This is a genomic window from Nocardiopsis lucentensis DSM 44048, assembly GCF_000341125.1.
GTDB lineage: Bacteria > Actinomycetota > Actinomycetes > Streptosporangiales > Streptosporangiaceae > Nocardiopsis > Nocardiopsis lucentensis.
Genome location: NZ_ANBC01000154.1, coordinates 1 through 13,609 on the forward strand (window position 1 = coordinate 1; position 13,609 = coordinate 13,609).

Consider the following 13,609-nt stretch of genomic DNA (forward strand, 5'->3'; position numbering starts at 1 on the left):
CCGGAATCGCCGGCGTGGCCCTCACCCTCACCGGCCCCACCGGCCCCACCCTGGGCACCAACTACATCGTCGACGCGTTCCTCGTCGTCGTCATCGGCGGCCTGGGCCACCTGCGCGGCACCGTCCTGGCCGCCTTCGCCCTGGGCATCCTCAACGCCACCGTCGAAGCCTGGACCGACGCCTCCCTGGCCAAACTCATCGTCTTCACCGCCATCGTCGCCCTCCTCCAGGCCCGCCCCCAAGGACTGCTCACCACCAAGACAAGGGCACTCGCGTGACCACCACCCTCACCCGCCTACGCGGCCCCCTCACCTTCACCGCGCTCATCGCCGCCGCCCTCCTCGTCCTGCCCCACCTGCTCGAACCCTTCCGCCTCAACCTCCTGGCCCAATACCTGTGCTACGCCATCGTCGCCCTGGGCATCGCCCTGGCCTGGGGACGCGGCGGCATGCTCACCCTGGGCCACGGCGTCTACTTCGGCCTGGGCGGCTACGCCATGGCCATCCACCTCACCCTGGCCCGCACCGCCGCCGACCCCCTCTCCGCAGACCGACTCCCCCAGTTCATGGTCTGGTCCGGCCGCACCGAACTCCCCTGGTTCTGGACCGCCCTGACCCACCCCGCCGCCGCCATCGCCGCCGCCGTCCTCGTCCCCGGCACCGTCGCCACCCTCCTGGGCTGGTCCGTGTTCCGCCAACGCGTCCGCGGCGCCTACTTCGCCATCCTCAACCAAGCCCTCGCCGCCGCCTTCGTCATCCTCCTCATCGGACAACAACACCTCACCGGCGGCTCCAACGGCCTCACCGACTTCCCCGTCTTCGCCGGACACAGCCTCTACACCCCCACCGCACAAACCACCCTCTACACCCTCACCGTCCTCACCCTCGCCGCCCTCTACCTGCTCTTCCGCCACATCACCCGCAGCCGCTACGGCAAACTCCTCATCGCCATCCGCGACGGCGAAGACCGCGTCCGCTACCTCGGCTACAACCCCACCTGGGCCAAAACCCTCGCCTACGCCCTCTCCGCCATGGCCGCCGGAATCGCCGGAGCCCTCTTCGTCCCCATCCTCGGCATCATCTCCCCCACCCTCGTCGGCGTCATCCCCTCGATCATGATGGTCCTCGCCGTCGCCCTCGGCGGCCGCTACTCCCTCACCGGAGCCGCCACCGGCGCCGTCCTCGTCAACGCCGCCCAAACCACCTTCGCCGAAACCTTCGCCGGCGGCTGGACCTACCTCCAAGGCGCCCTGTTCGTCCTCGTCATCGCCCTGGCCCCCCAAGGCCTGGCCGGACTCACCCACCACGCCAAGAACGCCCTCACCCGAGGACGCACCCCCACCCCCGCACCGGAGCCCACCACCGCCGGGAGCCCCACATGAGCCTGCTCACCATCACCGACCTCACCGTCACCTTCGGCGACTTCACCGCCCTCGACAGCATCGACCTCACCATCGACGAAGGCGAACTGCGCTTCCTCATCGGACCCAACGGCGCGGGCAAAACGACCCTCATCGACACCATCACCGGCCGCACCCACCCCACCCACGGCACCATCACCTTCAACGGCCACACCCTCAACAAACGCAGCGAACACCAGATCGCGCGCACCGGCATCGGCCGCACCTTCCAAACCAGCGTCGTCTTCGAGGAACTCACCGTCGCCGACAACGTCGACCTCGCCGCCGCCCACCGCCTACCCCCCTGGCAACTCCTGCGCGCCCCACGCACCCACCCCGACCACGTCACCCGCATCCTCGACCGCGTCGGCCTGACCCCCCACACCCACGCCAAAGCCGCCACCCTCTCCCACGGCCAGCGCCAATGGCTCGAGATCGCCATGCTCCTGGCCCAAAAACCCCGCCTACTCCTCCTCGACGAACCCGTCGCCGGAATGAGCACCGACGAACGCGCCCGCACCGGTGAGCTCCTCACCCAGATCGCCGCCGACCACACCATCGTCGTCATCGAACACGACATGGACTTCCTACGCCGCCACGCCCACCAGGTCACCGTCCTGCACGAAGGACGCGTCCTCACCCACGGCGACCTCACCACCGTCCAGAACGACCCCCAAGTCCAACAGGTCTACCTCGGCCGCACCCACCAGAAAGCCCACACATGAGCACCCCCCACCTGCACATCCACCAACTCCACGCCGGCTACGGACGCGCCCGCGTCCTGTTCGACATCAACCTCACCATCACCACCGGCACCATCGCCTGCGTCATGGGACGCAACGGCGTCGGCAAAACCACCCTCCTCAACACCATCGCCGGACTCATCACCCCCACCCACGGCACCATCACCCACAACGGCACCCCCATCACCCACCACCCCCCACACACCCGCGTCCGCAACGGCATGGCCTACACACCCCAAGGCCACGACACCTTCGCCCCCCTCACCGTCGCCGAGAACCTCCACCTCGCCCACACCGCCACCCGACGCGGCGCCCCCGAACTCATCGACGCCGCCCTCGACCGCTTCCCCCGACTCAAACCCCTCCTCAACCGCCACGCCGGCAACCTGTCCGGAGGCCAAGCCCAACAACTCGCCATCGCCCGCGCCCTCGTCACCAACCCCACCCTGCTCCTGCTCGACGAACCCACCGAAGGCATCCAGCCCTCCATCGTCGAAGAGATCGAAACCGCCATCACCGCCATCGCCGCCCAAGGCATCACCGTCCTGCTCGTCGAGCAATACCTCGACGTCGCCCTCCGCCTCGCCGACACCGTCACCGTCCTGGACGCCGGACGCGTCATCCACACCGGCGACCGCAACGACCTCACCGACGACGACGCCCAGGCGCTCATGGCCATCTGACCCACCCCACGGCACACGACGAAGGGGCCCGCCCCTCGGAACGAACCCCCTGAAACCCCCACACCCCTCACACCAACGGCACCCACCCCGTACGCACCCACCACGCACCCCCCGACTCCAACCGCTCCACCACCGCACGCTCCAACCGCGTCCCACGCGGAGCCGCCGCCACATCCACCTCAGGCATCCCGAACACGAACCGGAACACATCCGCCTCCCCCGGAACCCCCCGCCCCACCAACGAGAACCGCCGCTGGAACCGCACGATGTTGGACCCCTCCCCCAACACCTCAGCCCACGCCGGATCCAACAACCACGACGTACACGTGGCCACCACCGGATCCATCCCCAGATGCGCCCGCGCGAACTCCCGCGCCACCGACAACGTCCCCTCCACCGCCACCGGATCCAACCCACCCGTGGGAATGTGCAACCGCAACACCGGATCCCCCACACCCATCCCCGCACCCAACGCGGCCGCCTCCCCCACCGGATACCACTCCACCGCGCCCTGCTCCCCCAACACGGCCGGCTCCACCTGCAACCCGCCCAACCAGAACAGCCGCCCACGCAACTGCGCCGCCACCCACGCCGCCGTCTCCAGGCTCAACCGACCGAACATCCTCCTCGACCGCGCCACCTGAACACCCACGTCCGCCAGCGTCCGCGCCGTCACCGCACGATCGATCCCCCGCGCCGCGTGCCGCTCGAAGTGCTCCGGCACCCACGCCGCGAACGCCCACAGCGACGCGACCCGCACCCGGGCGTCCTGTGCCCCGACCAGCGCCGGCCAGTCCCGCCACTCCCCCAGCGGCAGATCCGCGTCCGCGCACAACCGCCGGTACATGCACTCCACCAGGTGCCACAACTCCGGAGACCACCCCGCGTCCGGCCACAGCCCCCGCACCTCGGCACGGTCCTCCGGGGCCAACGCGAACAGGTCCAGGACCTCCTCGGCCGCCTCCCCCACCGGCACGTCCAACGCCCTGAGCGGATCCGGAAGCCGTTCGGCCTCCGCCAACCACACCCGCTCGGGGGCACCCAGACCGAACCGTTCCACCACAGCCGCGCTATCCATGCGCACCATCATGGCCGAGACCGCACCCCACGGGCGAGTGAGGCCAGCCTCACAGTGGGGCATAGTGTTGACGTACATCCCCGAACACAACAAAACCACCGAAAACGAGGACAACCACCGATGCCCGACCCGGCGCACCGCATACAGGACTGGATCGCCACCTACGACACACCCACCACCTCCGTGGCCCACCTGCTGTGCGACCGCCACCACCCCGACACGGTGGCCACCACCGAGATCGGCCCCACCCTCACCGCCACCACCCTCACCTACGGCGAACTCGCCCAACGCTCCCGCGCCCTGGCCGCCGGACTCGCCGACCTCGGCCTCACCCGCGGGGACCGGATCGCCACCCTCATCCCCAAGGGCGTCGACCTGACCGTCACCGCCCTGGCCGTCTGGCGCCTCGGAGCCGTCCTGGTCCCCCTCCTGCCCTCCTTCGCCCCCTCCGCCATCGCCGAGCGCCTCACCCACTCCCAGGCGCGCCTGGTCGTGTGCGACGACGAGTACCGCACCAAACTCGACCCCCTCCCCGACACCACCGCCCCCCGCTGGGGTGTGGCCACCACCGGCGACCGCCCCCAGCGCGAGGGCGACCACACCCTCACCTCGCTCGTCGACCGCTCCCCCGGGACGATCGAGGACGCCGCCGTCGGCGGTGACGGCGACCTGGCACTGCTGTTCGTCTCCGGCCCCGTCGGCCCGCCCCGGGGGGTGCCCGTCCCCGTGCGGGCCCTGTCGGCCATGCACGCCCACCACCACTACGGGCTGGGTGTGGACGACGAGGACGTGTACTGGAACACCGCCGACCCCGGCACCGCCTACGGGCTCTACCACGGGGTGATCTCGCCACTGCTGGCCGGACACAACTCCCTCGCCCTGCGCGCGGGGTTCTTCGACCCCGAACTCACCCTCGACGTCCTGGGCCTGTTCGGAGTCACCAACCTGGCGGCCGACCCCACCACCTACCGGACGCTGCGCGCGGCGACCAAGACGCTGCCACCGCAGGTCATGGTGCAACGCCTGTCGAGCGCCGGTGAACCACTGACCCCCGACGTCATCGAGTGGGTGAACGACGTGTTCGGGGTACCGGTACGCGACCACTACGGACAGACGGAGCTCGGCTGGTGCGTGGGCGTGCCCAACGGGGACACGGGTGCGCCCGCGCAGGAGATCGTGCCGGGCGCGATCGGTCCCGCCCTACCGGGGTGGGACGTACGGGTACTGGAGGCGATCTCCGACGAACCCGCGCCGGTGGGCGCCTACGGCCGGGTGGCGATCGACCTGGCCGGCAGCCCGCTGTCCTGGTTCGACGGATACCTGGAGAACGAGGGCGCCTCGCAGGTGCGGTTCACACCGGACCGGGCCTACTACCTGACGGGCGACACCGGGATCATGGACCGCAAGGGGTGGCTGTTCTTCTCCACGCGTGATGACGGCGCGATCCAGTCGCACGGGTACCGGATCGGTCCCACCGAGGTGGAGGCGGTGCTCAACGCGCACACGGCCGTGGAGGAGTGCGGGGTGTACGCGATCCCCGACGAGTTGGCCGGCCAGGTGATCGGTGCCCGGGTGGTACTGGCACCGGGGTACGAGGGCGGCGAGGAGCTGGCCGAGGAACTGAAGGAGTGGGTGCGCGGCGGGTACGCGACGCACGCCGCACCGCGGGTGGTGGACTTCGTTCCGGAGCTGCCGCGTACGGCCTCGGGGAAGATGCGGCGGGCGCGGTTGCGCTGAGCCCCGGTCCGAACGGAAACCACGGAGTCGGCCGGGTATTCGGCCATGACGATCGTGTTCGACGTCAGCGCCCGTACCCCCGACCGAAGATCCGCGACCGGAGCACGGGATCGGTGAACCGATCCCGTCCGCTCCGCTCGTCACCGTCGGATCCCCTTGGTCTCTCTGTGTTCCAGCGTTGGGAACGGCGTCCGAAAGAGCGACCGGATCACCCCTTTCGGGACCTTGGAAATAGGGCCACCACCCGACACTCCGCCGCGCCTGATGCGGCTCGGCGCATTCTTCCCGTGATACCTGTCTCGGTGTCCGTTCATCTGCGAAATCCGGTTATCGCGAGTCGATCCGAACCTGGTTTCTCTTCTCGCGGTGATGTGCGCCCCCGGGATCCAGATGGCATCGAACAGGAACACGGCACTTCTCGAACGGAAGCCAGGGGCGGGGAATGAGCGGCACGGGGTCGAATCGGATACTGACGCGCACGGCGGCTGCGGTGATGATGGGAGTCTGCGTGGCGGCGACGGGTGTCGTGCTGTCGCCGGCCCGGGCGTCGGTTACGACACCGACACGCACCGACAGAAGTACACGTTCCTGACCAACCGGGACGGGACGTTCTCGATCGTCAACCAGGACACCGGACTCTGCGTCGACGCCCGGTTGGGAACCAAGTCCGACCGCCTCTACCTGGATCACTGCGACGATTCCGAATCGCAGGGCTGGTACCTTCAGCCGACCACGGCGACGATCAGTGGGCAGCAGACCAACCGGTGGCGCCTGCGGCACGCCAGCGACGACAAGTGCGTGAACATCTATCGGGAGCACTTCGGCAACTCCGCGCACGTCGGGTTGTACGACTGCCACGGCCCCACACAACTCAACGACAGTTGGGTCCTGGAGACGGCGCCGGATGCGGATCTCACACACGAGCGACGCATGGAGTTGGCGACACACCGTGCCCTGTGGATGTGGGACGACCGTCCCGGCCAAGGACAACACGGACGGGAAATGGAGCACGGTCGCCGTCTGCACCACGGACGGGGTTCCGGACCCCATCTGCGACGCGACCCGCCCGCAGGCTCGCATGCTCATGAGCGACGGAGCCTGACCTCGCGCTCCCGCGGGCCCCTGACGCGGCGGCCCCGGTGAACGCACGGAAGGTGCCTCGGGAACACCGGAGGCACCTTCCACGTGTCAGGGGTGGGACGGGACGAGTTCGTCGATGCGCGCGGCCAACGCCATGTCGTTCTCGGTGAGCGCGCCCACGGCGTGGGTGCACAGGGACAGGCGGACCTTGTTGTAGCGGATGTCGATGTCGGGGTGGTGTCCGGCCTGTTCGGCGGCCTGGGCGATCTCGTTGACGAAGGCCATGGCGGCGACGAAGTCCCTCAGTTTGACCGTGCGGTGGATGTCCGGTGCGTCGGGGTCCCACTTCCAGTCGGTGAGTCGGTCGAGACCCTCCTGGATCTGGTCGTCGGTGAGCTTCATGGTGTCCTCTCCCCCGCTCCGGCGTGCCCGGCTGAATACCTGTCTCGCCGCGTGACGGGCGGTGCCCGTGCCGCACGCCTCGTGGTGCCAGTGTGGGTGCCAATCGGTGATCGAAGGGTGCCGCGCCGTGATGGAGCGCGTCGGCGCAGGGGAACCGTACCCCGGTGGATCGTGGGTTTCACGCTTCGACCGCCGCGTGGGACGAACCTCTGTGGTCGGTGCGGCGAAGCCGCGCGATTGTTTTCTGTTTGGTGTGGCGGAGCCGCTCCGCCACCTTTACATCGTAGATTTTTATCAGATGGCCCGGTCCGGTGACACCCGCGGTGGCCGGCGACCCCTTGGTCTCCCGACCGTAACGGGTGACCGTCGACCCTTGCGTGATCCCCCGCGAACCGGTTCACTCGGGGAAACTCCGTCCCTCCCCCAGCCCGCGAGCCCCTCCTCGCACGCTCCCCTCCCCCCCTGGAAGCGAACCCATGGCTCACGAGAAGCGCCGCTCGCTTCGCGCACGCATGATCACGTTGGTCCTGGTCCCCAGCACCGCCCTGCTCGCCCTGTGGGCCGCCATGACCACGGTCATGGTCCTGGAGATCCGCGACCTGCGCACGACGGCGGCACTGACGGAGGAGGTCGGGCAACCGGTGGTGCTCGTCGTGGGTGAGCTCCAAGGCGAACGCCGCGCCACCATGGACACGGCGAGCCCGTCGCGGGAGAGCCTGAACCGGCTGGAGCGCGCACGGGAGGACACCGATGACGCCGTCGCCCTGCTCTCACGGCGGATGGAGGGGTTCGACGACCAGGCCCTCCCCCAGCAGGCGCGGGACTTCCTGGACGCGCTGGGCGGACTGGACGACCACCGGGAGCTGGTCGACGCGCTGCCCCGCGAACAGCGCGACCCCCTGCAGGCGGGCACCTTCTACGACCAGGCCGTGGAGGCGGGACTGCGGTTCTGGGACGGCCAGGTGACCCGCGCCGACCCCGAGCAGGTCCCCCAGCTGCGCTCACTGACCTCACTCATGCGCACGCGGGAGCTGCTCAACCAGCAGGACGCCGTCGTGGCGCACGCGGTGGCCTCGCACGACTTCACCGCCGAGGACCACGCCCGCTTCTCCGCCGCCGTCGGGGCGCAACGCCACACCTGGGCCAGGGTCGGCGCCGAGCTCGGTGACGAGGACCGGCGGGGGTACCTGCGGGTGAGCTCGTACTCGGGGCTGACCACGGTGCGCCTGCTCCAGGACAACATCGTCAGCATGCCGCTGCGGGGCACCTCCACGGTGCCCGTCAACGCCCCCACCTGGCGGGGCGCCGCCGAGGCGGTCGACTTCCGGATGCGCGAGGTGGAGCAGGCGCAGATGGAGGGCGTGGTGGCGCTGAGCCACGGGCACGCCGCCGAGCTGACCCGGGTGGTGGTGTCGACGAGCGTGCTGGTCCTGCTGGCGGCCCTGGCCTCGACCGCGGTGGCGGTGGTCGGGACCCAGAAGGTCGGCGGCAGACTCCAGGAGCTGCGCACGCTCACCCTGGAGCACGCGCGAGTACGGCTGCCGGAGGTGACGGCGCGGCTGCGGGCGGGCGGGAGCGTGGACGTGGACGCCGAGGTGCCGCGTCTGCGGGTGGGGCGGCGGGACGAGATCGGTGAGGTGGCCGAGGCGTTCGACGACGCCCAGCGCGCGGCGGTGGCCGCGGCCGTGGAGGAGGCGCAGGTCCGTGCGGGGGTGCGGGCGATGTTCCGGAACCTGGCGCGGCGCACCCAGTCGTTGGTGCACCGTCAGCTGGGGCTGTTGGACTCGCTGGAGCGCGGTGAGACCGATCCTGAGGTGCTGTCGGCGCTGTTTCGGATCGACCACTTCAGCACGCAGATGCGGCGCAACGCGGAGAACCTCGTGCTGCTCAGCGGTGACGTGCCCACGCGCGGGGGTCTGGGACCGGTGGGACTGCACGAGGCCGTGCGGGCGGCGGCCAGTGAGATCGAGGACTACACGCGGGTGCGGGTGCTGGAGGTGCCGGGTGTGTGGCTGCGCGGTGACGTGGGCGCGGACACGGTCCGGTTGCTGGCCGAGCTGTTGGAGAACGCGGCGGCGTTCTCGCCTCCGGGGACCATGGTGACGGTGCGGGGGCGGTGCGCGAAGCCGCGGGGGTACGTGCTGGAGGTCGAGGACCAAGGCCTGGGAATGACCGGGGAGCAGCGGGAGGCGGCCAACGCGCTGCTGGCCGATCCCCCGCGGTTCGACCTGGGGCGGATGCGGGAGGACTCGCATCTGGGGTTGTTCGTGGCGGCCACGATCGCCGCCCGCCACGGGGTCGGGGGGACGTTGGAGCCCAACGGGGGCGAGGGGACGCGCGCGGTCGTGGTGATCCCCTCCGGAGTGATGACCGAACCGGAGGCGAAGGGCGCGCCCGAGGACACCGGGCCGCACACGCGTCCGGTGGTGGGTGTGGCTCCGGTGGCGGATCCGCGTGCCGACGGTTCGGGCGGGGGCGAGGACACCTACATGGGCTTGCCCCGGCGGCGCGGCCGCAGGAGCCGGTCGTGGGGGTCGGGGACCGTGCGCGGCGGTGAGTCGGGGGCCGACTGCGGTGGGGGCGAGTCCGAGGTCGTCGTCGGAGAGGCCGGTGGTCAGCGGTCGCTGTCCGAGATCCGGTCGATGATGAGCGCTTTCCAGTCGGGGACGCTGCGCGGTCGCGCGGAGCCCGGTGGCGGGGACGGCGCTGGGGGCGTGCGCGGTGCGCGTCCCGGTGAGGAGACGGAAGGGTGATGTGGATGTCGGCTGGTGGCGGCCGGGCGGTCGGTGGCGGTGCGGCGGTGAGTGGGTCGTTGGACTGGCTGCTGGCCGATCTGGTGGAGCGGGTGGCGGGGGCGCGGCACGCTCTGCTGCTGTCGGCCGACGGACTGCTGTTGTCGTCCTCGCCGGGGGTGGTGCGGGAGGAGGGTGAGCGGTTGGCGGCGATCGCGTCGGGGTTCGCGAGCCTGGCTCGCGGGGCCAGGAAGGAACTGGGCGCCAGTGAGGTGCGTCAGACGGTCGTGGAGATGGACCGTGTGTTCCTCTTCGTGCTCGCCGCGGGCCGTGGGGCGTCGCTCGCGTTGGTCGCCGAGGACTCGTGCGACATGGGTCAGGCGGCGTTCGAGTTGAACCGGTTGGTCCGGCAGGTCGGGCCGCATCTGTCGGCGTTGCCGCGGGGGCGTAGGGGCGGGACGTGAGTGTGGGGCCGCCCGAAGGGGGTGGCTGGGAGTCGAATCTGATCCGGCCGTACGCGTTGACGGGGGGTCGTACCCGTCCGTCGCGGTCGGATCTGACGGTGACGACGCAGGTGGTGGCGGTTGCGGCGGTGAGTGTGTCGGAGGCCGACCCGGAGGTGGAGTTGATCCTGTCGTTGTGCGCGCGGCCGTTGTCGGTGGCGGAGGTGGCCTCGCGTACGGGGTTCGCGCTGGGAGTGGTGCGGATCCTTCTGGCGGATCTGGTCGACCAAGGGCGTGTGATGGTGCGGACCTCGGACTGGGAGCGTGCCCGTCCGGACGCGGCCACGCTGCGATCGGTGCTGGAGCGGATCCGGGAGTTGTAGGTGGAGTGGATGGGGCGGATGGCCGCTGAGGTTGCGGGACCGGTGCCGGACACGTTGAAGATCGTGGTGGCCGGTGGTTTCGGTGCTGGCAAGACGACGCTGGTGTCGGCTCTGAGCGAGGTGGAGTCGCTACACACGGAGGAGGTGATGACCACCGAGAGTGTGGGGTTGGACGATCTGGTGGGGGTCGAGGACAAGACCACGACGACGGTGGCGTTGGACTTCGGCCGGATCACGTTGGACGAGTCGACGGTGGTGTACCTGTTCGGGACGCCGGGACAGCGGCGGTTCTCGTACATGTGGGAGGAGTTGGCGCGGGGGGCGTTGGGCGCCGTGGTGCTGGCGGACACCCGCCGGTTGACGGACTCCTTCGACGTGATCGACTTCTTCGAGGAGCGGCGGGTGCCGTTCGTGGTGGCGGTGAACTGTTTCGACGGGCAGCGCACGCACCGCGCGGAGGACGTGCGGGTGGCGTTGGACCTGGAGGATCCGGTGCCGTTGCTGTTGTGTGACGCGCGTAGTCGGCAGTCGGCCAAGGAGGTGGTGGTGGAGTTGGTCGAGTTGGTGCTGCGGTGGGAGTTGTCGGGCGCCTGAGGGGTGTCCGGTTCGTGTGGTGGGGGCCTGGCGCCGGTGGGCGCGGGCCCCTTCGTCTTCTGGCGTCATCGGGCCGACCGGGCCAACACCCTCACACGGAAGCGGTGCCATGGCCGATCCCCGGCGTACTCGATCCGCCCTGAGGGGAGTGGCCGAGTTCCTCAGCCGCGCGCTGCTTCGGCGACCGCGGCACGGTTGGGCTCGGCGGTCGGAAAGGGTGTCTGCCTGCTCTCCCTCAGCAGCTTGCGGTGGAAGCCGTCCAGGATGACGCAGGTCCGGGCATGCCGTTCGATGATCGCCGCGATCTCTGGCAGAGCACCGCCGGGCCTTCGACCCGCGCTCCGCCCCCGCGGGAACACGTCTTTGTCCGTATCACCCCGAAGGCGGTCGACGAGGTGGTGGAGCGGATGGCTCTCGGTGTGGTGGCGGCCGTGGGCGAGATGGTCCGAAAGGAACTGCTCCCCGGCCGCTGAGCGGTGCATCGGCGGCTCCTCGGTGCACCGAACCCGGGGTGTCGGTGATCGCGTGGACGGACCGACCCTATCCGGCCCGGTTCTCCCGAAGCCGCGGAACCAGACCCCCGCCGTGACCCCGCGCGAGCGTGTGGTGACGCCGTCGACCCCGGGCACGGGGGTCGACGGCGGCGTCGCGTGGGCGGCGGGATCGCCCGCGCGGCGGGCGCTGTGGTGTGACCGAGGGCGCAGCTGTGGGTGACCTGGGTGGCACAACCTACGAGTGGCAACTGATTTCATCGTGTTCAGGCGTCAGATGTCACATATCAGTTGCTCAGACCAATTTTTACGATGGAATCACTTGCACTTGACAGTGACGCCTGTCATGGTGGGTTTGCTCACAGAAGACCCGGAGCACACGAATCACCGGTCAACCCTCAGGAAGAAGGTCGGTCTGTTGTCTGAGACGGCCCCGAAGCTTGCGCGCGTCCTCAAGCTGCCCCATCTGGTGCTGTTCGGTCTGGCCTACCTGGTCCCGACCACGATCCTCACCGTCTACGGGGTCGCCACGGCGATGTCGCACGGACGCCTGCCGACCGCGGTGCTCGTGGCCCTGGTGGCCATGCTCTTCACGGCCTACTCCTACGGGCGGCTCTCGCGGGTCTACACCTCGACCGGATCGGCCTACGTCTACGCCCAGAAGTCCCTGGGCCCGCGCACCGGGTTCATGGTCGGCTGGACGATGATGCTGGACTACCTGTTCCTGCCGCTGATCAACTACATCACCATCGGCCTGTACCTGAACGCCCAGTTCCCGGCCGTGCCCGACTGGGTGTGGATCGTCGGCTTCCTCGTCGTGATCACCACGCTGAACGTGCGCGGCATCGCCCTGGTCGCCAAGGCCAACACCGTGATCGTCGGCGCCCAGGTGGCCTTCCTGCTCCTGTTCTTCGCGATGAGCGCCCGCCACCTGGTCGGCATGACCGACATCCACCCGCTGGCCCCGTTCGTCGGCAGCGGGCTGGAGATCCTGCCGGTCCTGAGCGCCGCGGCCATCCTCACCGAGTCCTTCCTGGGCTTCGACGCGGTCACCACCCTGTCGGAGGAGGCCGAGGACCCCAAGCGCGACATCCCCCGCGCGATCCTCCTGGTCACCCTGTGCGGTGGGCTCATCTTCCTGGCCGCCTCCTGGTTCGGCCACATGGTCTTTCCCGACTACACCCGGTTCACCGACGTGGACTCCGCCGCGTTGGACATCATGCGGACCGTGGGCGGCGACGCCCTGGCCGCCCTGCTCACCCTCGCGCTGATCATCGGTTCGTTCGGGTCCGCGCTCAGCTCCCAGGCCAGCGTCTCGCGCGTGCTCTACGCCATGGGCCGTGACGGCAGCCTGCCCAGGAACGTCTTCGGCCGCCTGAGCAAGCGCTACAACACCCCGGCGTTCAACATCCTGATCGTGGGCGGGGTCGCCATCGGCGCGATCTTCCTCGACATCGAGACCGTCGCCTCGTTCATCTCCTTCGGCGCCCTGGTCGCCTTCTCGGCCGTGAACCTGTCGGTGATCATCCACTTCGTGGTCCGCGAGCGCATGCGCGCCGGCGCCGACCTGTTCAAGTACGGCCTGGTCCCCGGCATCGGCCTGAGCCTGACCGTCTACCTGTGGACCAACCTGAGCGGGCTGGCCTTCATCATCGGCGGTGTGTGGGCCGCGCTCGGCCTCATCCAGCTCGCCTACGTCACCCGCGGGTTCCGCCAGGCCCCGCCGCAGATGACCTTCGACGAGAAGGCTCTGGAGGAGCGCGCCACCAGCGCGGCCTGACCGCGCTCCCCCATCTGGGCGGCCCCGGTGGGTCGTCGGCGACGGGGACGTCGCCGACGACCCA

14 protein-coding genes are annotated in these 13,609 nt (G+C 69.8%); 11 read left to right on the forward strand and 3 right to left on the reverse strand.

What is annotated here, in order from left to right; all coding sequences use genetic code 11:
* The 4 genes from D471_RS33100 to D471_RS0105215 form a co-directional block, all read left to right on the forward strand.
* On the forward strand, positions 1-278 hold a 278-nt coding region (locus tag D471_RS33100; protein WP_040688433.1), incomplete at its 5' end, for an ABC transporter permease subunit.
* Positions 275-1,381, forward strand: a complete 1,107-nt coding sequence (gene urtC / locus D471_RS0105205) for an urea ABC transporter permease subunit UrtC (protein WP_017597650.1) — start codon at positions 275-277, stop codon at positions 1,379-1,381. The genes D471_RS33100 and urtC, both read left to right, overlap by 4 nt.
* Positions 1,378-2,124 carry an urea ABC transporter ATP-binding protein UrtD gene (urtD, locus tag D471_RS0105210; protein ID WP_017597651.1) on the forward strand — a complete coding sequence of 249 codons (747 nt, stop codon included), beginning with the start codon at positions 1,378-1,380 and terminating at the stop codon, positions 2,122-2,124. The genes urtC and urtD overlap by 4 nt, the downstream gene beginning before the upstream one ends.
* Complete coding sequence (locus D471_RS0105215; protein WP_017597652.1) at positions 2,121-2,825, forward strand: ABC transporter ATP-binding protein; 705 nt, start codon at positions 2,121-2,123, stop codon at positions 2,823-2,825. The genes urtD and D471_RS0105215 overlap by 4 nt, the downstream gene beginning before the upstream one ends.
* A 67-nt stretch (positions 2,826-2,892) precedes the next feature.
* Here the strand turns inward: D471_RS0105215 and D471_RS0105220 are convergent, their stop codons facing one another.
* Positions 2,893-3,903: an acyltransferase domain-containing protein gene (locus D471_RS0105220; protein ID WP_026127427.1), complete on the reverse strand. Its 1,011-nt coding sequence runs from the start codon at positions 3,901-3,903 to the stop codon at positions 2,893-2,895.
* A 120-nt stretch (positions 3,904-4,023) separates the two neighbouring features.
* On the opposite strand from D471_RS0105220, the gene D471_RS0105225 reads away from it, so the two are divergent.
* Both D471_RS0105225 and D471_RS0105230 read left to right on the forward strand, forming a co-directional pair.
* Positions 4,024-5,640 carry an AMP-binding protein gene (locus tag D471_RS0105225; RefSeq protein ID WP_017597654.1) on the forward strand — a complete coding sequence of 539 codons (1,617 nt, stop codon included), beginning with the start codon at positions 4,024-4,026 and terminating at the stop codon, positions 5,638-5,640.
* Between the two features lie 390 nt (positions 5,641-6,030).
* On the forward strand, positions 6,031-6,783 hold the full coding sequence (locus tag D471_RS0105230; RefSeq protein ID WP_161630083.1) for an RICIN domain-containing protein: 753 nt from the start codon (positions 6,031-6,033) through the stop codon (positions 6,781-6,783).
* Positions 6,784-6,828: 45 nt separating this feature from the next.
* On the opposite strand, the gene D471_RS0105235 is transcribed toward D471_RS0105230, so the two are convergent.
* Positions 6,829-7,122, reverse strand: coding sequence for a 4a-hydroxytetrahydrobiopterin dehydratase (locus tag D471_RS0105235; RefSeq protein WP_017597656.1), 294 nt, complete (start codon positions 7,120-7,122; stop codon positions 6,829-6,831).
* A gap of 476 nt (positions 7,123-7,598) precedes the next feature.
* Here D471_RS0105235 and D471_RS0105240 point away from each other — a divergent pair, with 476 nt between their 5' ends.
* Genes D471_RS0105240 through D471_RS0105255 form a run of 4 tightly spaced genes read left to right on the forward strand, consistent with a single transcriptional unit; the run spans position 7,599 to position 11,274 of the window.
* The gene (locus D471_RS0105240) at positions 7,599-9,875 is read left to right on the forward strand and encodes a sensor histidine kinase (RefSeq protein WP_026127429.1); all 2,277 of its coding nucleotides are present in this window, start codon (positions 7,599-7,601) and stop codon (positions 9,873-9,875) included.
* On the forward strand, positions 9,875-10,318 hold the full coding sequence (locus tag D471_RS0105245) for a roadblock/LC7 domain-containing protein (RefSeq protein WP_051059115.1): 444 nt from the start codon (positions 9,875-9,877) through the stop codon (positions 10,316-10,318). Before D471_RS0105240 ends, D471_RS0105245 begins: the two co-directional genes overlap by 1 nt.
* Positions 10,315-10,680: a DUF742 domain-containing protein gene (locus D471_RS0105250; protein ID WP_193789740.1), complete on the forward strand. Its 366-nt coding sequence runs from the start codon at positions 10,315-10,317 to the stop codon at positions 10,678-10,680. Before D471_RS0105245 ends, D471_RS0105250 begins: the two co-directional genes overlap by 4 nt.
* An 18-nt stretch (positions 10,681-10,698) precedes the next feature.
* Positions 10,699-11,274 carry a GTP-binding protein gene (locus D471_RS0105255; RefSeq protein WP_394296846.1) on the forward strand — a complete coding sequence of 192 codons (576 nt, stop codon included), beginning with the start codon at positions 10,699-10,701 and terminating at the stop codon, positions 11,272-11,274.
* A 161-nt stretch (positions 11,275-11,435) separates the two neighbouring features.
* Here the strand turns inward: D471_RS0105255 and D471_RS0105260 are convergent, their stop codons facing one another.
* Positions 11,436-11,756 carry a hypothetical protein gene (locus tag D471_RS0105260; RefSeq protein ID WP_017597661.1) on the reverse strand — a complete coding sequence of 107 codons (321 nt, stop codon included), beginning with the start codon at positions 11,754-11,756 and terminating at the stop codon, positions 11,436-11,438.
* Positions 11,757-12,183: 427 nt separating this feature from the next.
* On the opposite strand from D471_RS0105260, the gene D471_RS0105265 reads away from it, so the two are divergent.
* Positions 12,184-13,545, forward strand: a complete 1,362-nt coding sequence (locus D471_RS0105265) for an APC family permease (RefSeq protein WP_017597662.1) — start codon at positions 12,184-12,186, stop codon at positions 13,543-13,545.
* Positions 13,546-13,609 lie beyond the last annotated feature (64 nt).